Source organism: Pectobacterium peruviense (genome assembly GCF_002847345.1).
GTDB classification, from domain to species: Bacteria; Pseudomonadota; Gammaproteobacteria; order Enterobacterales; family Enterobacteriaceae; genus Pectobacterium; species Pectobacterium peruviense.
The window spans coordinates 22655-42423 of the sequence record NZ_LXFV01000058.1; the positions used below are offsets into that span (position 1 = coordinate 22655).

At 47.0% G+C, this 19769-nt stretch carries 21 protein-coding genes; 3 read left to right on the plus strand and 18 right to left on the minus strand.

Annotation, left to right across the window (positions count from 1 at the left end):
- Window positions 1-18: 18 nt before the first annotated feature.
- The 4 genes from flgE to flgB form a co-directional block, all read right to left on the minus strand.
- A complete protein-coding gene (gene flgE / locus A0G03_RS20765; RefSeq protein ID WP_048259592.1) occupies window positions 19-1272 on the minus strand; it encodes a flagellar hook protein FlgE in 1254 nt (417 codons plus the stop codon).
- 75 nt (window positions 1273-1347) lie between these two features.
- On the minus strand, window positions 1348-2022 hold the full coding sequence (gene flgD, locus A0G03_RS20770) for a flagellar hook assembly protein FlgD (RefSeq protein WP_048259591.1): 675 nt from the start codon (window positions 2020-2022) through the stop codon (window positions 1348-1350).
- A 15-nt stretch (window positions 2023-2037) separates the two neighbouring features.
- Window positions 2038-2442 carry a flagellar basal body rod protein FlgC gene (gene flgC, locus A0G03_RS20775; RefSeq protein WP_011093282.1) on the minus strand — a complete coding sequence of 135 codons (405 nt, stop codon included), beginning with the start codon at window positions 2440-2442 and terminating at the stop codon, window positions 2038-2040.
- Window positions 2443-2470: 28 nt separating this feature from the next.
- Entirely contained in the window at window positions 2471-2887 is a 417-nt protein-coding gene (gene flgB, locus A0G03_RS20780) for a flagellar basal body rod protein FlgB (RefSeq protein ID WP_015840802.1), read from the minus strand.
- Between the two features lie 164 nt (window positions 2888-3051).
- On the opposite strand from flgB, the gene flgA reads away from it, so the two are divergent.
- The 3 genes from flgA (at window position 3052) to A0G03_RS20795 (ending at window position 4602) form a co-directional block, all read left to right on the plus strand.
- Window positions 3052-3720, plus strand: coding sequence for a flagellar basal body P-ring formation chaperone FlgA (flgA, locus tag A0G03_RS20785; protein ID WP_048259590.1), 669 nt, complete (start codon window positions 3052-3054; stop codon window positions 3718-3720).
- Between the two features lie 142 nt (window positions 3721-3862).
- The gene (gene flgM / locus A0G03_RS20790) at window positions 3863-4159 is read left to right on the plus strand and encodes a flagellar biosynthesis anti-sigma factor FlgM (RefSeq protein ID WP_048259589.1); all 297 of its coding nucleotides are present in this window, start codon (window positions 3863-3865) and stop codon (window positions 4157-4159) included.
- Window positions 4160-4164: 5 nt separating this feature from the next.
- Window positions 4165-4602 (plus strand): flagella synthesis protein FlgN, encoded by a 438-nt coding sequence (locus A0G03_RS20795; protein WP_048259588.1) that lies wholly within the window; start codon window positions 4165-4167, stop codon window positions 4600-4602.
- A 73-nt stretch (window positions 4603-4675) separates the two neighbouring features.
- On the opposite strand, the gene A0G03_RS20800 is transcribed toward A0G03_RS20795, so the two are convergent.
- The 14 genes from A0G03_RS20800 to flhD form a co-directional block, all read right to left on the minus strand.
- Window positions 4676-5095 carry a flagellar protein FlhE gene (locus A0G03_RS20800; RefSeq protein ID WP_048259587.1) on the minus strand — a complete coding sequence of 140 codons (420 nt, stop codon included), beginning with the start codon at window positions 5093-5095 and terminating at the stop codon, window positions 4676-4678.
- A complete protein-coding gene (gene flhA, locus A0G03_RS20805; RefSeq protein WP_048259586.1) occupies window positions 5092-7176 on the minus strand; it encodes a flagellar biosynthesis protein FlhA in 2085 nt (694 codons plus the stop codon). Before flhA ends, A0G03_RS20800 begins: the two co-directional genes overlap by 4 nt.
- Window positions 7169-8320: a flagellar biosynthesis protein FlhB gene (gene flhB / locus A0G03_RS20810; protein ID WP_048259585.1), complete on the minus strand. Its 1152-nt coding sequence runs from the start codon at window positions 8318-8320 to the stop codon at window positions 7169-7171. The genes flhA and flhB overlap by 8 nt, the downstream gene beginning before the upstream one ends.
- Window positions 8321-8569: 249 nt before the next feature.
- Window positions 8570-9214: a protein phosphatase CheZ gene (gene cheZ / locus A0G03_RS20815; protein WP_048259584.1), complete on the minus strand. Its 645-nt coding sequence runs from the start codon at window positions 9212-9214 to the stop codon at window positions 8570-8572.
- Between the two features lie 9 nt (window positions 9215-9223).
- Window positions 9224-9613 carry a chemotaxis response regulator CheY gene (cheY, locus tag A0G03_RS20820; protein ID WP_010301639.1) on the minus strand — a complete coding sequence of 130 codons (390 nt, stop codon included), beginning with the start codon at window positions 9611-9613 and terminating at the stop codon, window positions 9224-9226.
- A gap of 38 nt (window positions 9614-9651) precedes the next feature.
- Complete coding sequence (locus tag A0G03_RS20825) at window positions 9652-10704, minus strand: protein-glutamate methylesterase/protein-glutamine glutaminase (protein ID WP_005970716.1); 1053 nt, start codon at window positions 10702-10704, stop codon at window positions 9652-9654.
- Window positions 10704-11576: a protein-glutamate O-methyltransferase CheR gene (gene cheR / locus A0G03_RS20830; protein WP_048259583.1), complete on the minus strand. Its 873-nt coding sequence runs from the start codon at window positions 11574-11576 to the stop codon at window positions 10704-10706. The genes A0G03_RS20825 and cheR overlap by 1 nt, the downstream gene beginning before the upstream one ends.
- A gap of 518 nt (window positions 11577-12094) precedes the next feature.
- On the minus strand, window positions 12095-13780 hold the full coding sequence (locus A0G03_RS20835; protein ID WP_048259830.1) for a methyl-accepting chemotaxis protein: 1686 nt from the start codon (window positions 13778-13780) through the stop codon (window positions 12095-12097).
- A 147-nt stretch (window positions 13781-13927) separates the two neighbouring features.
- On the minus strand, window positions 13928-14425 hold the full coding sequence (gene cheW, locus A0G03_RS20840) for a chemotaxis protein CheW (protein ID WP_048259582.1): 498 nt from the start codon (window positions 14423-14425) through the stop codon (window positions 13928-13930).
- A 31-nt stretch (window positions 14426-14456) separates the two neighbouring features.
- Window positions 14457-16442, minus strand: a complete 1986-nt coding sequence (cheA, locus tag A0G03_RS20845; protein ID WP_189315238.1) for a chemotaxis protein CheA — start codon at window positions 16440-16442, stop codon at window positions 14457-14459.
- A 39-nt stretch (window positions 16443-16481) separates the two neighbouring features.
- Window positions 16482-17537 (minus strand): flagellar motor protein MotB, encoded by a 1056-nt coding sequence (gene motB, locus A0G03_RS20850; protein ID WP_048259580.1) that lies wholly within the window; start codon window positions 17535-17537, stop codon window positions 16482-16484.
- The gene (gene motA / locus A0G03_RS20855; RefSeq protein ID WP_048259579.1) at window positions 17534-18421 is read right to left on the minus strand and encodes a flagellar motor stator protein MotA; all 888 of its coding nucleotides are present in this window, start codon (window positions 18419-18421) and stop codon (window positions 17534-17536) included. Before motA ends, motB begins: the two co-directional genes overlap by 4 nt.
- Window positions 18422-18554: 133 nt before the next feature.
- Window positions 18555-19133 carry a flagellar transcriptional regulator FlhC gene (gene flhC / locus A0G03_RS20860; protein ID WP_048259578.1) on the minus strand — a complete coding sequence of 193 codons (579 nt, stop codon included), beginning with the start codon at window positions 19131-19133 and terminating at the stop codon, window positions 18555-18557.
- Between the two features lie 3 nt (window positions 19134-19136).
- Window positions 19137-19487, minus strand: a complete 351-nt coding sequence (flhD, locus tag A0G03_RS20865) for a flagellar transcriptional regulator FlhD (RefSeq protein WP_048259577.1) — start codon at window positions 19485-19487, stop codon at window positions 19137-19139.
- Window positions 19488-19769: the final 282 nt, after the last annotated feature.

The following is a 19769-nucleotide window of genomic DNA, read 5'->3' on the forward strand; positions in this document are numbered from 1 at the left end:
ACGTCCCCGTTAGGATAATTAACGCAGGCTAACCAGCGTTTGCAGAATGGAATCCTGCGTTTTGATAGTTTGCGCGTTTGACTGGTAGTTACGCTGCGCAACGATCATGTTGACCAGCTCTTTACTCAGATCAACGTTCGAACTTTCGGTAGATTTGCCAATCAGCTTACCCAAACTTCCTGTACCCGCCAGACCAACAACAGCCTGACCAGAACTTGCGGTTTCAGACCACGCGTTATCACCTTCAGGTGACAAACCTTCCGGGTTGGCAAAACTAGCCAACAGAATTTGGCCCAGCGCTTGCTTCTGACCATTGCTGTAGCTACCTTCGATCGTACCGTCATCGTTAATAGCAAAACCCGTCAAGGTTCCAGGACCAAAACCGTTCTGAGTTGGGCTCTTATAGCTATATTCCGAGTTTTGCTGCACGCTACCAGTAAAATCGAGAGTAAACGTACCTGTCGCCGCACCATTGGTACCGACAAGATTGATCGTAAAATTCGCAGGCGTAACAGTACCAGTAGCTGGAGGAGTAGCAGGAATAGGCGTAGCAGTCTGAGAAGTCAAAGCGCCGTTCGCACCAAAGCCCATCGTCCCTGCATTTTGATATGTGGCCGGAGTGATTGAATCATCCTTAGCATATGTCTGCCACGTATTATTCGCTGTTTTAACAAAATACAGCGTGAAGTTATGCACGTTACCTTGGCTATCATAGGTTGTGAGTGCAGTCTTACTGTTATAGGTACCTTCTGCACCAGGCGTTGTAGCCCAAGAGCTTGTTGGAACCGAGTCTGAAGATTTCAGGTTAGCCTTAATTGACGCAACTGTCGTTGGGCTCGCCAGCATGTCCCCATCAGGAACAGTCAACGGTACTGGGTCGGCACCTGTCTGAACCGTTGGCGGCGTACCCGCAACTGGGTAACCCGTCAATTGCATACCTTGTGCGTTGACGATATTACGGCCGTTCAGCATAAACTGACCATTACGGCTGTAATAAGTAGAACCATTGGTATCTTGCAGACGATAAAAACCGCCGCCGCTAATCGCGATATCCAAGTCTCGTGAGGACGACGTCACAGTACCGTTACCGAAATCCTGCAATACCGATGCGACCTTCACACCCATACCGACTTTAGAACCCGCAAACATATCAGCAAATGTGACGGTCCCGGATTTAAAACCCACTGTCGCTGAGTTAGCGATGTTATTACCGATAACATCCAGGTTATTAGATGCCGCGTTTAAACCACTGACCGCCTGAGAAAAACCCATGTTGTTCTCCAGATGAATTGATTAAGTCATATTCCAGATAGTGAGTTTTGCTGGAATAATATGAAATTTATATCGTTACAGAATCTGCCTAACATCGTCCAGAGTGGCTTTACCGCGCAGTCCTAAATCCAGCAATGCGCCGCTATCACCACGAACAACACTATTTACAACCGCATAACTCAATGGCTGCACAACTTGTTGCGCGCCGCCCGTGCTAGCAGCAACCGTAAAGGTATAAGCGCCATCTGGTGCAACCGTGCCATCAGCAAGCTTACTATCCCAGTTAAACGAGTGAACCCCAGCAGAAAGCGTCCCTAGTTCGATCGTACGAACGGCTTTACCTGTCGAATCGTTAACGGTGACAGTGACAACTTCTGCTGCTTTTTCCAGTTCAACACCAAACGGAGTACTAGTCTCTTTACCAACCAGAATGTCTTTTCCAGGGATCATGACACTGTGACCAATCAGCGTTGATGCTTGCATAGACTGGTTGTTATTGATCTGGCCGGAGATAGATCCCAATGTGGTATTCAACTTCTCAATACCGCTAACCGTATTAAGCTGAGCAAGTTGGCTTACCAACTGATCATTACTCATCGGATTCGTCGGATCCTGATTCTTCAACTGCGCAACCAAAAGCGTCAGAAACTGATTCTGTAGGTCGGCGGCGCTGTTCTTCTCTATCGCCGTTGTCGACGAGGTACTCTGTGTTTGAGTCGCCGAGGAAGTATCATTAATTGTTACAGACATTATTTCGTCTCCCGATTATTGCCCAATCGTTAACGTCTTCAGCATCATCGATTTTGTCGTATTCAAGACTTCGACGTTTGCCTGATAACTGCGTGATGCTGAAATGGTGTTCACCATCTCAGCTACTGGGTCAACATTCGGCATGCGAACGTATCCCTGTCCATCAGCCAGCGGGTTACCCGGTTCGTAAACCAGGCGAGCAGGCGATGGGTCTTCGATAACATTAGCAACTCGCACGCCGCCAGTTGATTGCCCTGGGGCTGCATTCACTTCGAATACAACCTGCTTGGCACGATAAGGTTGGCCATCAGGGCCCGTCACGCTGTCTGCGTTAGCCAGGTTACTGGCGCTCACATTCAAACGCTGAGACTGCGCAGAAAGCGCTGAGCCTGAAATTTCGAATATATTTAATAACGACATGAATATTTACCTTCCCATCGCGCTACGATCACGAACCTGACTGCAGGACCGACATCATGCCTTTAATTTGTCCGCCCAAAACGGTCAGGCTGGTTTGATATTTCAGGCTATTATCGGCAAAATTAGTGCGTTCACGGTCCATATCGACCGTATTGCCATCCAACGCAGGTTGATCGGGTACGCGGTATAACAAATCAAGTTCCGGCGGCTGAAAATTCTGCGCCGGTATATGTCGCACAGATGTGGTTTTCAGCGCGATGCCTGTACCGTTCACCCGCCCCTGCTCCATGGTTTTACTGAGCTGGCTGGCAAAATCGATATCCCTGGCCTGATAGCCTGGCGTATCAGCATTGGCAATATTCGCGGCCAGAATTTCCTGCCGCTGGGCACGCAAGTTCAACGCTTCCTGCTGAAACCGCAACGAGGCGTCTAATTTATCAAGCATGCTCCCTCCGCAAGTTAGAATTTGGAGTGAGTAGGATAATTCTCATGATGGCTATGCCATCGAACGAATAGGCACCAAATGCAGCGCTATTTATTGCCTTAACCTTACGCTGACACCGTTACACTTATGCCCGATATAATCAGAAGCAGGAGAGCCGAACTAGAATGAAAACAATACATTATTATCTCTACCTGACGGCGTCCTGTTTTTTCGTCCTATGTGCCCCCGTTAATGCGAACGACCTTCCGGCACAGATCAATCAATTTTTTGCCTTACGCTTTCAGGGAAGCACGAATGCCGTTAACGTTGTGGTAAAATCACCAGAGTCGCAATGGCCACAGTGTGAAGCGCCCCAAATCACGTTGCCTGGGAATACGAAAATGTGGGGCAATGTGAGTCTGTCTGTACGTTGTGGGCAACAGCGTCGCTTCATTCAAACCGAAGTGCAGGTAACAGGGAACTATGTCATCAGTTCACGGCCTATAAATCGCGGGACAACACTGACGGAAAAAGATATTAGTTTGACAAAAGGCAGACTCGATTTATTACCACTGCGCCCTATACTGACGTTACAAGCTGCACAAGGTGCGGTTCTTTTACGCGATCTAACACCCGGACAGGTTATTACTGCGTCCATGATCAGGCGCGCTTGGGTAGTAAAAGCGGGTCAGTCGGTGCAGATTATCGCCCAAGGTGAAGGCTTTACGATCAATGGCGGAGGGAAAGCCATGAACAATGCAGCAGCCGGACAAGCAGTCAGGGTCAGAACGGCAAATGGACAAATAATCAGCGGAATCACAAATGAAGATGGGATTATTCTGATCTCACAGTAATTAATTAAAGATTTACTCATGTTTGCCGATGATAGTTACATAGTCATTTACTGACGACGTTTTAAAATTGAACACCAATGTGATGAATATTCAGTAACACATTGATGATTAACTATTTATCCTCAAAACAGAGGGATGTATTATGAGTATTGATCGCACACAGTCACTGAAGCCGGTCAGTCAGGTTCAGCAACGTGAATCTGGCGATGTCGCTAAAGCCAAGCGTAAACCGACTGAAGCTCAGTCTGAAGTCAGCGCAACACAGGTAAAACTGAGCGATGCGCAGGCAAAATTGATGCAGCCAGGTACGCAGGACATTGATATGAACCGCGTGGAAACCTTAAAGCAAGCGATTCGTGATGGCTCACTTAAAATTGATGCTGGAAAAATTGCGGATGCGTTGCTTAAAGAAACACAGGATTTTTTAGCAGGTAATTAATATTTATGGAAAATCTGCAATCGACTCTGGATCAACTACTGAGTAATCTGCGTGAGCTTGATGCTGTTCTGTCTGAAGAGCAAACGTTACTTTGTGCTGGGCATATTAATAACATTGCTCTGCAACTGGTTACTGAGAGGAAAACGTCCTTGCTGGCAACGATGCAGCATTTGGAAACGCGACGCCACGAAGTCGAATCCGCTCTTAAGTTACAAGCGCCTTATGACGGCATTGAACTGTTGTCGGCATACTGGCAGCAAGTCCAAGAGTTAACCCGACGTCTAAATAATCAGAATAAGCATAATGGCCTTCTGCTTAGTCGACATATCGCGTACACGAATGAAGCCATCAATATATTGAAGCCTCGTCATGGTCAGGGATTGTATGGTCCTGATGGTCAGTCGAAAGGTGTGACCGTTGGCGGTAGAAAAATCACATTCTAAAAGTCTCTGCATTTTAGCAGAGACTTTTCATCATTTAAGACAGTCAGTTATTTAAAATAACCCTTTCCAAAAATCACTTGTAGTTTACCGCAATATCGATCGTACGAACGCTGAACGTATGATTAATACGTCCGTTTCCTTCAATGTAGTATACAAAACGAAACTCATTATTTGCCGCTAACCCATCAAATGCCTGAGTTTGTCCGTCTCCACTACCATCTAAGTCAACACAACGCTGCGGCGATTGTGAACACAGTTTCACAACAAGTCCTACGGGTATCGCTGAATCAATTACATGCCGCCAATATATTGTCGTAATAGTTTCATCTGGTTTAACAGCCATATTAGGAACAAAAGCTGACGTCGTAATCATTTCGCCACGATGATCAAGTTTTATTCCAGGCATGCTTCCGTTCCAGCTACCTGGCGTCGCGATAGCACAAAGTGGGAGTGCGAACGCTATTGCTACAAGAGAACGAATCACCCTCCTCATTTATGCGCTTCCCCGATAACTGATGTCATGCGAATCTGTCGATGATCGCTGATTTCCAAATTAGAAAGTACGGCCATGTTTGGCAGACTACGATGTAAGAACCGAGCAAGCAAAGCGCGTAAAGCATGGTTCACAAGCAAAACTGGCGGAGCACCCAACATTTCCTGCCGCTGTAGCGCTTGTTTCGCCTGTTCAAGCAGACGATCGGCAAGACCCGGTTCAAGGCCACCACCACCTTGAAGCGCCTGTAGCAGAAGACGTTCCAACGACCCTTCCAGACCAATAACCTGAAGTTCACTATCTCCCGGAAACCACTGCTGAGTGATAGCCCGTCCCAGAGCAACCCTAACCATCGTCGTGAGCTCATAAGGGTCTGGCTGCACTGGCGCATGTTCGGCCAATGTTTCCATGATGGTACGCATATCCCTAATCGAAACCCTCTCGCTGAGCAGATTTTGCAAGACCTTGTGCAACGTAGTTAGCGTTACCACACCAGGAATGAAATCTTCTGTCAGTTTAGGCATTTCCTGCGCAACGCGATCCATCAATTGCTGAGCTTCTTGCCGTCCAAACAGTTCACTGGCGTGTAATGCAATTAAGTGGTTCAAGTGTGTTGCAACCACTGTACTTGCTTCTACTACCGTGAATCCTTGAGCTTGAGCCTGATCTTTCAGAGCATTATCAATCCAGACTGCCGGCAGCCCAAACGCAGGATCCTGTGTGATGTCTCCAGACAAAGAGCCAACCGCGTTACCCGGATTGATCGCCATCCAACGGCCAGGGTGAGCTTCACCGCTGCCCACCTCAACACCTTTCATCAATATGCGATAACTGGCAGGCTGAAGTTCTAGATTATCCCGGATATGAACCACGGGCGGTAAATATCCCATTTCCTGAGCAAACTTCTTCCTGATACTACGAATCCTGCCCAGCAGTTCGCCATCTTGCTGCGCGTCAACCATTGGGATCAACCGATAGCCAACCTCCATACCCAGCGGATCTTCAAGCTGTACATCGGACCAGCTTGCTTCAATAATCTGATGCTTCTCCATCGATGCTGGAATAGGTTGCATCGCAGGTTCTTTTGTCTGATCCCCACGTATCCACCAGGCAAGCCCTAACAAAGCTGCGGTGAATAACAAAAAGACCAAATTAGGCATTCCGGGGACCAACCCAATGAGCCCAATCACCGCCGCACTCAGTACCATAACTCGCGGATTATTGAATAGCTGGGTGACCATCTGCTGGCCAACGTCTTGATCGGTACTCACACGAGTAACAATGACACCCGCAGCGGTAGAAATAATCAGTGCAGGGATCTGAGCAACCAGGCCATCACCGATAGTAAGCAGCGTATAGCTTTCCGCCGCCTGACCTACCGGCATTCCGTGCTGCACAACACCGACGATCAATCCACCAACAATGTTGATGACCATGATAATCAATCCAGCGACAGCGTCACCACGCACGAACTTACTGGCACCATCCATTGAGCCATAGAAATCTGACTCCTGAGTTACCTCAGAGCGGCGCTTTTTCGCCTCTTCCTCACCGATTATCCCTGCATTAAGATCGGCATCGATCGCCATCTGTTTGCCTGGCATACCATCCAACACAAAGCGGGCGCCAACTTCAGCGATACGCCCGGCACCTTTGGTGATAACCATAAAGTTGATTAAAACGAGAATGATAAAGACCACAATACCGATGGCAAAATTCCCACCGACGAGAAAGTGCCCGAATGCTTCAACGACCTTCCCAGCTGCAGCGGTACCCGTATGCCCGTCCAACAAAATAATACGGGTAGATGCAACGTTGAGTGACAAACGCAATAGCGTAGAAAACAGCAGGATCGTAGGAAATGCAGCGAATTCCAGCGTCCGTTGCGTAAACATCGCAACCAGCAATACCATGATTGATAGTGCGATATTAAAGGTAAATAGCAGATCCAGAATGAATGGCGGTAACGGCAATACCATCATGGAAAGTATCAGCAGGATCAGTATTGGTCCGGCTAATATTTGCCATTGGCCACCTTTCATATTACTCGGTAAACGAAGCAAAGAGGCCAAATTAGCCATCAGTAGTATTCTCTTTAGCAAAATCCAGTGCATCCGGCACTGGTAGATGTTTCGGTTTTCTAGGAATTAATCCACCTTCCCGCTTCCAGCGTTTCAGTTGATAAACCCAGGCTAAGACTTCTGCAACGGCAGCATACAGCGCGGCCGGAATGTGCTGCCCGACCTCTGAATGACGAAATAGTGCTCGCGCCAACGGTGGTGCTTCTAAAATAGGAACGCGGTGTTCTGTCCCCAGTTCACGAATACGCAAAGCGATGTCGCCAGCCCCTTTAGCCAACACTTTCGGCGCATTCATTTTTTTCTCATCATAGCGTAATGCTACCGCATAATGCGTCGGGTTAGTGACTATCACATCAGCTGTAGGAACATCGGCCATCATTCTACGTTGTGCCATTGCTCTTTGCTGTTGACGAATACGACTTTTAACATGAGGATCGCCTTCGCTCTGCTTATGTTCATCACGGATTTCCTGCTTACTCATCCGCAACTTCTTAATATTGCTCCAGATTTGCCAAAACACATCAAAAGCGACCATCGGAACGAGGCCCATAATAATGAGAAAGCCACACATGACAGCCAGCACCAGCGCATCACCTAACGCGGAAACCAGCGGTTCGGTGACTAAATGTAATATTTTCGGCCAGTTATGTATCAAGAACAAGGTACTGACGACCCCGACCATAACTGACTTCAATATCGCCTTGAAAAGCTCCGCCAGTGCTTGGGAAGAAAATAATCGTTTCAGTCCGGAAATAGGATCTAATTTTTTGAAGTCAACTTTTAATGACTTGCCACTAAATAATACTCCACCCAGTAGCATCGGCGCGGACAGAGCCACTAACACGGATCCTATAATAATCGGTGTCAACGCAGACACAGCTTGTCGCAGTAATGATCCTGCATGACGGAGCATCTGGGTATCATCACCAATCGTCGCGTAATCAAAATTTAACGACTGTGAGACAATTCTGGCCAATTTTCCAGCCATGGCATCGCCCCCCATCCACAAAATAGCCAATCCTGCGACCATCATCAGAACAGAAGTCAGCTCTCGAGATCGCGGGATCTGGCCTTCTTCTCGCGCCTTTTCCTCCTTTTGGGGAGTGGGGGCTTCTGTTTTCTCTAGATCGCTATCTTCAGCCACGTTGGCGTTCCTGTTACGACTTTTGGGATAGGAATTTGCTGCCTAGCATGACAAATACGAGAAAGTTTTATGGCTGGAACAACGAGAAAAACCGACGCTTCTTTAACGAATAGTAAAAAAGAAAGGGAGGGAAAGGAAAATAAAGTTTAGCTATTTATGGCCATAAATACTGGCCATAAATAGCTAAGGCGATGGTGCTCGTCGCTTTTTCAAAAAAGAAGATAACTGCTTTTCTTGAAGCAAGATTCATCAGAACCCGAGGCTATCCAGAAGGTCATCAACCTGATCCTGATTGGCTACGATACCAGCAGCACCTTTATCCATCTGAGGCCCGTTCAAAAGACCATCATTTGCACGCTTAGGCGCATCTGGTTTTTCTGGAATATTTTCCAGCAGCACCATCAGCAGTTGTTTTTCAATCTCCTGAACAACATCCATCATGCGCTTGATTACCTGACCGGTAAGGTCCTGGAAATCCTGCGCCATCATAATTTCCAACAACTGGGCGTTGGTAAACGAGGTATGCTGTGGTACATCTTCAAGATAGCTACGCGTATCCGTCACTAATTCGCGCGCATCAGCCAGCTCGATAGGATTTTCAAACCATTCATCCCAACGAACCTTCAGAGATTTAGCATCAGCTTCTAGCTGGTTCTGACGTGGTTGAGCAGCCTCTACGCAATTCAGAGCACGTTCTGCCGCTTGCGCAGTCATCTGGACAACGTAGTCAAGACGATCGCGTGCATCAGGAATAGCCTCTGCAGCTTCTGCAATCGCATTATCCAGACCCAGCTCTTTCAAACTGTCGCGTAGCATACGAGTCAATTGGCCGATGCGCGAAATGATCTCGGTTGCTGAAGCTGTGTCGTTCACGGACGGCATATGTGGCGTCATAAGATCCCCTTACATACCCAGTTTTTCGAAAATCTTACTTAGTTTTTCTTCAAGGGTAGCTGCAGTAAATGGTTTAACTACATAGCCGCTAGCACCCGCTTGTGCCGCAGCAATAATATTCTCTTTCTTCGCTTCTGCCGTTACCATCAGTACGGGAAGGCTAGAAAGCGCGCCGTCTGCACGAATAGTCTGCAATAGCTCCAATCCATCCATGTTGGGCATATTCCAGTCGGAAATGACGAAATCAAAAGCACCGGAGCGAAGTTTATTCAGCGCATCTGCGCCATCTTCTGCCTCTTCTACGTTGTTAAAGCCCAGTTCCTTCAGCAGGTTACGGACAATTCGGCGCATTGTCGAAAAATCATCCACTACCAGAAATCTGAGTTCTTTATCGGCCATACCTACTCCTAAAATATTTATTGCTCACCGAGAGCTGCTTATATACGTAATGCCTGTCCGGCAGAGATTTGTGCCAACATTCGCTGGCTCACCTGGTGCAAATCCACCACTTCATCGACGCCACCCATCGCAATCGCTTCACGTGGCATCCCGAAAACCACACAACTTGCTTCGTTTTGGGCTAGGGTATAAGCACCAGCTTGGTGGAGTTCCAACATGCCAGCTGCCCCATCATTCCCCATTCCCGTAAGGATTACCCCTACGGCATTTCGCCCAGCGTATTGTGCAACCGAACGGAATAACACATCAACTGATGGACGATGCCGATTGACTGGCGGTCCATCATTTAAACGTACTTGGTAGTTTGCTCCACTACGCGCCAACTCAAGATGGCGCGCGCCCGGCGCAATATACGCATGTCCAGGAAGGACACGTTCTCCATCTTCTGCCTCTTTCACCGTAATCTGGCATAACTTGTTCAAACGCTCGGCGAAAGACTTCGTAAAGCCAGGTGGCATATGCTGTGTAATCAATAATGCGGGGCTTGTCGGCGGCAGAGGTTGTAATACATGCCGTATCGCTTCCGTTCCCCCCGTCGATGCACCAATCGCGATAAGTTTTTCACTACTGAGCAATGGCATATGCTGAATAATTTTTGTCGGCTCTGCCGCTGTACTCCGTTGAGGCAGGCGCGCCTTCGCTGCCATGCGAATCTTTTCCGCAATCAATTCGCTGTACGCAAGCATCCCCTCGCGGATACCTAGCTGCGGTTTGGTGACAAAATCAATAGCACCAAGTTCTAGAGCGCGAAGCGTAATTTCAGAACCTTTCCCCGTTAAGGATGACACCATTACAACAGGCATCGGGCGCAAACGCATAAGCTTTTCAAGAAAATCCAGCCCGTCCATGCGCGGCATTTCAACGTCTAGCGTTAATACCTGAGGATTGAATTTTTTAATCAAATCACGAGCAACTAATGGATCTGGCGCAGTCGCTACAACTTCCATATCAGGATGGCTATTAATTATTTCAGTCATGATCTGACGCATTAGGGCAGAATCATCAACGCATAATACTCTTATCTTGCTCATTATCTTTCCTTAGCCAGCCCATATACAGTTTGCCCACGCAAATAGAATTCGCGACTGATCTGGCTGAAATTCTCTGAATGCCCAGCAAATAACAACCCACCCGGTTTAAGCATCGGGACGAATCGACGGAGAATACGCTCTTGAGTCTCTTTATCGAAATAAATCATCACATTGCGACAAAAAATAGCATCGAATGGCGCGGGGACTGACCAATCGGGTGCGAGCAGATTTAGTTGTTGGAAATGCACCATGGACGCAAGCTCAGGGCGAACGCGAACCAAACCGCTATGCGGCCCAGTACCACGTAAAAAAAACCGCTGTAGTTGCTGTGGAGAAAGAGAGCGCAGCTCTTCCTGACGATAGATTCCCGCCGTTGCTTTTTCTAACACTTGGGTATCAATGTCACTGGCCCATACCTGACATCCACTCGCTTTATTACCTAAGACCTCGGCAAGTGTCATCGCCAATGAATAAGGTTCTTCCCCTGTAGATGCTGCCGTACTCCAGATGGTGTAGCCATTGGGACGTTTTTTGGCATGCTCAGCTAATATAGGGAAATGGTGGGCTTCGCGGAAAAATGCTGTCAGGTTAGTCGTTAATGCATTAACAAAGGCTTGCCATTCCGCGCTGTTAGGATCTGACTCCAGTAAGGCTAAATACTGGCCAAAGTCATTGATACCCAATAAACGAAGACGTCTGACCAAACGGTTATAAACCATTTCTCGTTTGTGATCGGCGAGCACAATGCCAGCACGCTGATATATTAATTGGCTGATTCGGCGAAAATGTGTGTCCGACAACGGCAACCTGTCAACCATCTGCGTCAGAATAGAAGCAGATTCAGGGCGATTTTGCGATGGTGTAGTTTTCATATCAAACCGCTCTAATCTTGTTTTTTGCTATGGTGTTTTTCAATCTGAACTTTCCTTTACAGCTAACGCAGGTTTTTATTGTCATTCGTCAATTATTTATCGCATTGCGATTAAAACTGACACTGTATTGGTAATACACCCCGCAAGTTCTGAAAGCTGAACCGCTCAGCGTGCTTGTTCTACCAAAGCCACATGCTGTCGGGTGGCGTTGTCCCTCTCATCACAGCTGTGCTACCTGCTTGCTTTGCTTTTTGGCCTTAATACCAAAGCCGACCTCACCCCATCACATCCATAACACAAGTTACAGATTGAACAATACCATGAATTACCATACCGCAAAGTACCAAGCACCACCTTACGATAATCCAAGTGCACACCGATAAATGACTCGCATATTCATTTTTTAAATTATGGCGAGTAAACAATCACCCAGCCACCTACATGTAAGCGGCTGGGGATGTATTCAGTCACAGCGTTAATGCATCTTGGCTTATTTATAGCCTATACCACGGTTTCTATCAGAAGGTTTCCCAATTGTCAGTTGATGAACCTTGTTTCGCTTTTTTGCCGCCATTCACCGATGGAGACAACAATACAGGTTTCTGACCCATTGTTGCTTGCGTCGTCCTTCTGAACGATCCCGTATCTTCAGACAGGCGGAATACAGCAACAGCCTGATTTAGCACTTTCACTTGTTCTTCCAATGCAACCGCTGCGGCTGCAGACTCTTCAACCAAGGAGGCGTTTTGTTGCGTAACCCGATCCATCTCAGTTACGGCCTGACCAACCTGATCAATACCTTTACTTTGCTCATCAGAAGCAGAGGCAATTTCGCCCATAATATCCGTTACACGAGTGACGGCACTGACGATCTCTCCCATCGTCTCACCAGCACTTTCAACCAAGACAGAACCTTCATCGACCCGGCTGACAGAATCTTCAATCAGACTTTTAATTTCTTTCGCAGCCTGAGCACTACGTTGCGCCAAATTACGAACTTCCCCTGCAACAACCGCGAATCCACGGCCCTGCTCTCCCGCTCTTGCTGCTTCAACCGCCGCATTCAGAGCAAGAATGTTAGTTTGGAAAGCAATACCATCAATCACACTAGTAATATCGGCAATTTTTTGGGAACTTCCAGCAATATTGTGCATGGTTCTGACGACATTATCGACGACCTTGCCTCCCTTCTGCGCCGTCTCTGAGGCACTCAGTGCCAACTGGCTAGCCTGTCGAGCATTTTCCGCATTCTGTTTAACTGTTGCCGTCAGCTGTTCCATGCTTGCCGCCGTTTCTTCCAACGAGGCAGCCTGCTGTTCGGTACGTGAGGAAAGATCGTTATTACCTGCACTAATCTCTGTAGCGCCAGTATAAATGGCATCAGCGCCTTGTCGAACCGCGCTCACCGTCGAAACAAATTCACTTTGCATATGGCGAATACTGTCAGCCAGAATCCCCATTTCATTACTACTGTGAAAGTCTGTCGTTTTTGTCAGATCACCTTTCGCAATATGGCGAATATGTTCAACAATACTATTTAGCGGCCTAATTAATAATTGCTGAATTCCGAACCAGGAAAACAAGGCTAGGGCAAAAACCAGAATAATAATAGAACCAAGAATCCAAAGCGCTGAGTCATACGCTGCATCATTTTTAGCTATACCAGCCTGATAAAGTTTATCGTTTTCTGCTTTATAGGCGTAATACGCTTTTTCAAAGTTATCCTGAAAGCGCTGGGTCGGTTGCTCAATAAATTTCTTAAACTCCCCTGCGTTCAAAAACTGAATGAGTTCGGTCAATGCAGCATTCAGAGCGACATAATTTTCTTTTACGCCACGAGAAATACTGTCGTCCTGCCGTGCATCCTGAGGCATTTTCTCATATCGAATGAAATAATCATTTGCCACCGCAAGTTGCTTTTCAGCAGAGGTGAGAAGTTCTTTACCGCCAGCTCCCGCACCCGTCCCGCTTACGTCAAGGGCAAAGCGCGTGCCCGCACGGTTAAGTGTATTACGAGTCTGTAATAAATATGACCATGCTGAATCCAACTCGGAACGCTTCTGGTTAATAACCTGCGTTGAGCTGAAGATATCCTTATCATTTTTTAATGCACTAAAGAATAAACCACCAGAAATAAGCTGAAGTGCCCCAAACAACACCAGTACAAGCATCAAACCGGTAACAACTTTTATACGGTTAAACATATAACGCCTTTTGAGTAAACCAACCACCGATAATATCGGCATTATTCTGGATATCTTTACGAATTTTTGAACTGACAAGGATATGGATAAGGATATGAATAAGGGAGGTTTTCGGGGCCACTTTCGTAGCCCCTGAAAGCCGATGGATCAGACTTTCAATACGCCATCGACCAGCGCCATTTCTTCGCTACTCAACAGTTTCTCGATATCAACCAGAATCAGCATTCTCTCGCCCAGAGAACCCAAACCAGTCAGGTACTCTGTAGACAGCGTTACAGCAAATTCAGGTGCCGGTCGAATTTGGTCCGCAGTCAATGACAGCACATCAGACACGCCATCCACGACGATACCAACAACACGCTGACCAAGATTCAAAACAATAACAACTGTGTTGTCGTCATATTCAACATCTTGCTTGGCGAATTTAACGCGCAAGTCAACAATCGGTACAATGACACCGCGTAGGTTAGTGACACCTTTAATGAAGGAAGGTGTGTTGGCGATACGCGTTACCTGGTCATAACCGCGAATCTCTTGTACTTTTAAAATATCAACGCCGTACTCTTCGTCACCCAGCGTAAAAATCAGGAATTCCTGTCCTACTGTTTCGCCGGTTAATTTGGTGACGCTTGCAAGTCCAGTCATGTTTTCCACCCTTTATTAACGATCTGTTTTATTAAGCAGCGGTTTCAACCACACGCTTTTCACGATTAAGCGCTTGTAACGCTGAAACATCCACAATCAGCGCAACGCTACCATCACCGAGAATGGTAGCGGCTGAAACGCCTGGTACCTTGCGATAATTACTTTCCAGGTTTTTCACGACGACCTGATGTTGCCCAATCAACTGATCGACCAACAAGGCATAGCGTCGACCTGCACTTTGCAGAATAACAACAATACCCTGAGTAGCATCCGTTTTAGCGCCATCCACATCAAAGATATGGAACAGTTCAACGAGAGGCAAATATTCACCACGGACCTGCAATACGCGCTCTCCGCCAGCTAACGGATACAAATCTTCCGACTGCGGCTGCAAGGATTCCATCACGGCATTAAGCGGCAGAATAAAGACTTCTTTGTTAACTTTAACGGACATGCCATCGAGAATGGCTAGCGTTAATGGCAACAAAATTCTGATAGTCGTGCCTTTTCCAGCCTGGAAGTGGATTTCGACATGGCCACCCATTTCCTGAATATTTCGCTTCACCACGTCCATGCCCACACCACGGCCAGAAACATCCGTGACCTTCTCAGCGGTGGAGAAACCTGGAGCAAAGATCAACATGCCCACTTCTTCATCAGACATCGAGTCGTTTACTGCCAACCCTTGGGACAAAGCTTTAGCCAGAATTCTCTCACGGTTGAGCCCTGCCCCATCGTCGATAACTTCAATACAGATGTTACCGCCCTGATGTTCCGCAGAAAGCGTCAGATTACCCACTGCAGCCTTACCGGCAGCAACGCGCTTATCTGGAGATTCGATACCGTGATCGAGGCTGTTACGCACCAAGTGTGTTAGAGGATCGATAATACGTTCGATCAAACTCTTATCCAACTCAGTCGAACTCCCCATCAGCGTTAGCTCGACCTGCTTATCCAATTTGGCAGCCAAGTCACGGACCAAACGAGGGAAACGGCTGAATACATATTCCATCGGCATCATACGGATCGACATAACGGACTCTTGCAGATCGCGAGCGTTACGTTCCAACTGACCCATACTGTTGAGTAGGTCGCCATGCGCCACAGGATCGAGTTCACTTGAGCGCTGTGCCAACATCGATTGCGTAATGACTAACTCACCAACGAGGTTGATCAGTTGATCGACCTTCTCTACCGCTACACGAATACTGGTATCACCGGTCTTTGCTTTATTTCTTCCATTTTCCGGTGCAGATTGCGGTTTTGCAGCAACTGGTGCAGGCGTTACCGGCGCTGCTTCAACCACCGCTAATGTCTCCACGACTTCAGCGACGGCAGGTTGGCTGGTTACGGCAGGTTTAAAACTGATTTGCTCAGGTTCGAGAACAAAACACAGCACTGCACTAATATCGTCTTCACTTTCAGACGTGACCAATGTCACTTCTACGCTAGTGTCAGTCTGGTGAGGATCTTTAACGGTTCCCAAATTGCCGAGTTCTTCCAGCATCTGAGGTATTTCCTGAGATTTCAGGCCGCTTAGTGCGATACGCATTTCGCCCTTACCCGCGCCATTAGATGACGGACTGGTAGAGTGCGTTGCAGTCGAGGTGTCATGCTGGGCTGCATCATCATCAGCTTTAGACTCCAGAGCAAGCTGGCGCAGAGCCTGACAGATGTACTCAAAGCTTTCAGCGTTGGGTTCCTGTGCGGTTTTATAAGCGTCCAACTGATCCTGCATAATGTCTTTTGTTTCCAGAAACAGGTTGATGATATCAGTGCTAAGACGCATTTCGCCACGTCTTGCCCCATCGAGTAGGTTTTCTAAAAGGTGCGTAGTTTCCTGCAATGCTTTAAAACCGAATGTACCAGCACCTCCTTTTATAGAGTGAGCCGCACGGAAAATCGCATTCAATTGCTCGGTATCGGGCTCTGATGGATCCAACAATAATAAGTGTTGTTCCATATCTGCCAGTAATTCATCTGCTTCATCAAAGAATGTTTGATAGAAAGCACTCATGTCCATGCTCACGTGGTCACCTCTGCTGTGAATCGCGGCTTATTGAGAAGGCGTCGCCTGGCTATCGGGCGCAGCAGGCAACGCGGTGGTTGGCTGTTGACGCTCTGGAGCAGGAACTCCATTAGTTGGTTGTGGCGATGCTCCACCACTTCCACTCGTATTGTTGTTATCACTATTTTCGGCAGCCGGAGTGGTAGGTTTAGGCTTATCCAACCCCATATTTTGTAAATTTTCCACCTTGTCTATATTTACAGCAGAGCTTTCTGCATTTTCTTCTTCAATGTCTTTTTGCGCTTGTCTGCTCAATACCAACAAACTAATGCGTCGGTTAATCGCATCATTTCCACTTGCCGCCTGTTTGAGGCTCATTGTCGCAGCCATACCAACAACTCGCAAAACCTTTCCATCAGACAAACCACCCCAAATAAGCTCTCGGCGTGATGCATTGGCACGATCTGCAGACAATTCCCAGTTACTATAACCACGCTCCCCTGTCGTATACTGAACATCATCGGTATGACCGGAAATACTCAGCTTATTAGGGAAGTCATTCAGAATAGGGGCTATCGCGCGCAGGATATCTCGCATATAAGGCTCAACCTGCGCACTACCGGTTTTAAACATTGGACGGTTTTGGCTATCGATGATTTGGATGCGTAATCCTTCCTCAATCATTTCAATTAATAGATGCGGACGGAGTGCACGTAATCGTGGATCGGCCTCAATTAACTGATCCAAGCGTTCACGCAGCCTATTGAGCCGGACTTCATCCAACTTCTTTTCTACGTTATCCGTTTTGATGGACTTTTTCACTTCACCATCTTGCTGAGTCGGATCATTCCCTCCACCGGGAATCGGGCTGGAACTGTCGCTTGATTTAGAGCCTGACGTTAACGCAACCTTTAGCGGAGTACGAAAATACTCTGCGATTTGCGCCAACTGCATTGGCGTAGAAATTGCGATAAGCCACATTACCAGAAACAATGCCATCATTGCTGTCATAAAGTCAGCGTAGGCAATCTTCCAGGAGCCACCATGGTGGCCCCCATGTCCAGACTTACGCTTTTTGCGAATAATGGGATGCTGATGTTTCATGCGTTACTGTCCGACGCTTGCTGAGTCGGTGATTTCACTCGACGAATGTGCTCTTCCAATTCGGTAAAGGAAGGACGCTCCGTCGAGTACAACGTTTTGCGCCCAAACTCAACGGCAATTTGCGGAGCATAGCCATTAAGGCTCGACAGTAGCGTGACTTTAATGCACTGCAATACTTTGATTTTTTCTGCATTTTTCTGGCGCAGTAAAGCAGCCAATGGAGAGACAAAGCCGTAAGCCAGTAGAATACCAAGGAAGGTTCCCACCATCGCGTGGGCGATCATCATCCCTAATTCAGCGGCAGGCCGGTCAACATAGGCTAGTGAGTGAACAACACCCATAACTGCAGCGACGATACCAAACGCAGGGAGACCGTCCCCCATCATCGTCAAACTAGACGCAGGCACTTCACTTTCGTGTTCAACCGTTTCGATCTCTTCATCCATCAGCGTTTCAATCTCAAACGCATTCATGTTACCGCTGACCATCAAACGCAAATAATCGGTGATAAACTCAACAATATTGTTGTCGGAAAGGATATTAGGATAGCTTGAGAAGATTTCACTTTCACGAGGATTATCAATATCAAATTCCAGGGAAAGCATGCCTTGTTGGCGGGATTTGGCCATCACACGAAAGAGCAAAGCCATGAGGTCCATATACAATGCTTTATTGTACTTGGAGCCTTTGACCAAAAGAGGTAACGCACGTATTGTTGCTTTTATCGCCTTTCCGTTGTTACCAACAATGAAAGCACCTACCGCAGCACCGCCGATAATCAGCAGCTCCGAAGGTTGATAAAGCGCACCCAAGGCCCCACCGACCATGAGATAACCGCCGAGTATCGAGGCCACAATTACGATATAACCCAATATAACCAGCACAAGAAATCCTTATAATAAAAAAGGTGGGCGGAACGTGAGATAAAACTGCGGAGCCGTAGCCAGGACGTTCTTGAGGAAGAAATCTACCACCGTCTTCATAACCAACAGTGATAGATTCACAAATGCTACAGGCTCAGACTGCGTGTTTTACCTGTTCATCCAGCAGTTGAGGTATTATATCGGCAAGATTTTGCGAAAGTTTACGCCTTTTTACCGCTCTGGAAGGGGGTTGGCACAAACTACAAACAAAACTGTTTTTAGGTTGATGAGCATGAGTAATGAACATCCCTTTACAGCAATTACATGACGACAGTTGCAGCATACCGCTGTCAACAAACCGGACTAATGTCCAGGCTCGCGTCAATGCTAACAGTGGGGAATCGCTCTGCGGCGCACACTGTTCCAGGTAGAGTCGATAAGATTTAATAACTGCTTCAACACCGCTGCACTGCCCATTCTTGATTAAAAAGTTGTAGGCGTTGTAGAACATTGATGAATGAATATTCTGTTCCCAGGTCATAAACCAATCCGTTGAAAATGGTAACATTCCCTTTGGCGGCGGACTTCCTCTAAGTTCTTTGTACAGTTTAATCAATCGTCCGCGACTTAACTGAGTTTCACTTTCCAACATCTGTAAACGAGCACCGAGCGAAATGAGCTCCATCGCTAATTGGATGTCTTTCGCTTCCTGAACAATACTTTTCTCCGCCATTACTTATGCCCTTTTCTTAGGCTGGTTCTCTTCTTTCGAAGTTAACTGTTGTAATAAGCTACTCGACAACAAAATCCCCGTATGGATTTGCTGTAAATCATCCACGCGTGATTCCTGAGTCAAGACTTTGATTGTATTGTGATCGTTAAAGCGGAAATGACATATCAGTTGGTTAGTTTCTGCCAATTTCACCATTTGCGGTAAAGTCAGTTGCATCAAGATATTTGCCATCTCGTCATTGATTCCCAGACGAAACATTGCAGAGGCTTTTTCATCATTAATTAAGCGTTGCGCTAGTAACAAATAAGACAGATTAATGTCATAAATGTGTTTGAGTAATTCAGAGGTACCCATATTTCCCATCCCGACAGGCTATGTTTAAAACATAAGTTAGGTGATAGACCATATCGCCCAGTTCGAAAATCACTCTCCATTGATGGCATAAAAAACTATCGGTGCCAGATACTGCGAGCTACTACTTTATCATTTATTATTCGGGCAATCGTTACCTGCCAACTTTACGCATCACGCTACGAATCCGTTCATCCGTTGCTTTCTAGTCCTACTCTGAAGACCCTCTCCAGCTAAAGCATAGGATTAATCCTAAAACAGCGCAACTGTACCGCCTAATCCATA

What these genes read in the sequence shown, in the direction of transcription:
- motB (WP_048259580.1), bottom strand. Translation starts at nt 17,537, where the DNA reads ATGAAACATCAGCATCCCATTATTCGCAAAAAGCGTAAGTCTGGACAT.
- flhC (WP_048259578.1), bottom strand. Translation starts at nt 19,133, where the DNA reads ATGGCGGAGAAAAGTATTGTTCAGGAAGCGAAAGACATCCAATTAGCG.
- cheZ (WP_048259584.1), bottom strand. Translation starts at nt 9,214, where the DNA reads ATGACGCCACATATGCCGTCCGTGAACGACACAGCTTCAGCAACCGAG.
- flgA (WP_048259590.1), top strand. Translation starts at nt 3,052, where the DNA reads ATGAAAACAATACATTATTATCTCTACCTGACGGCGTCCTGTTTTTTC.
- A0G03_RS20825 (WP_005970716.1), bottom strand. Translation starts at nt 10,704, where the DNA reads ATGAGCAAGATAAGAGTATTATGCGTTGATGATTCTGCCCTAATGCGT.
- A0G03_RS20800 (WP_048259587.1), bottom strand. Translation starts at nt 5,095, where the DNA reads ATGAGGAGGGTGATTCGTTCTCTTGTAGCAATAGCGTTCGCACTCCCA.
- A0G03_RS20835 (WP_048259830.1), bottom strand. Translation starts at nt 13,780, where the DNA reads ATGTTTAACCGTATAAAAGTTGTTACCGGTTTGATGCTTGTACTGGTG.
- cheA (WP_189315238.1), bottom strand. Translation starts at nt 16,442, where the DNA reads ATGAGTGCTTTCTATCAAACATTCTTTGATGAAGCAGATGAATTACTG.
- flgB (WP_015840802.1), bottom strand. Translation starts at nt 2,887, where the DNA reads ATGCTTGATAAATTAGACGCCTCGTTGCGGTTTCAGCAGGAAGCGTTG.
- cheY (WP_010301639.1), bottom strand. Translation starts at nt 9,613, where the DNA reads ATGGCCGATAAAGAACTCAGATTTCTGGTAGTGGATGATTTTTCGACA.
- flhA (WP_048259586.1), bottom strand. Translation starts at nt 7,176, where the DNA reads ATGGCTAATTTGGCCTCTTTGCTTCGTTTACCGAGTAATATGAAAGGT.
- flgD (WP_048259591.1), bottom strand. Translation starts at nt 2,022, where the DNA reads ATGTCTGTAACAATTAATGATACTTCCTCGGCGACTCAAACACAGAGT.
- flgE (WP_048259592.1), bottom strand. Translation starts at nt 1,272, where the DNA reads ATGGGTTTTTCTCAGGCGGTCAGTGGTTTAAACGCGGCATCTAATAAC.
- cheR (WP_048259583.1), bottom strand. Translation starts at nt 11,576, where the DNA reads ATGAAAACTACACCATCGCAAAATCGCCCTGAATCTGCTTCTATTCTG.
- flgM (WP_048259589.1), top strand. Translation starts at nt 3,863, where the DNA reads ATGAGTATTGATCGCACACAGTCACTGAAGCCGGTCAGTCAGGTTCAG.
- flhD (WP_048259577.1), bottom strand. Translation starts at nt 19,487, where the DNA reads ATGGGTACCTCTGAATTACTCAAACACATTTATGACATTAATCTGTCT.
- flgC (WP_011093282.1), bottom strand. Translation starts at nt 2,442, where the DNA reads ATGTCGTTATTAAATATATTCGAAATTTCAGGCTCAGCGCTTTCTGCG.
- A0G03_RS20795 (WP_048259588.1), top strand. Translation starts at nt 4,165, where the DNA reads ATGGAAAATCTGCAATCGACTCTGGATCAACTACTGAGTAATCTGCGT.
- cheW (WP_048259582.1), bottom strand. Translation starts at nt 14,425, where the DNA reads ATGACTGGACTTGCAAGCGTCACCAAATTAACCGGCGAAACAGTAGGA.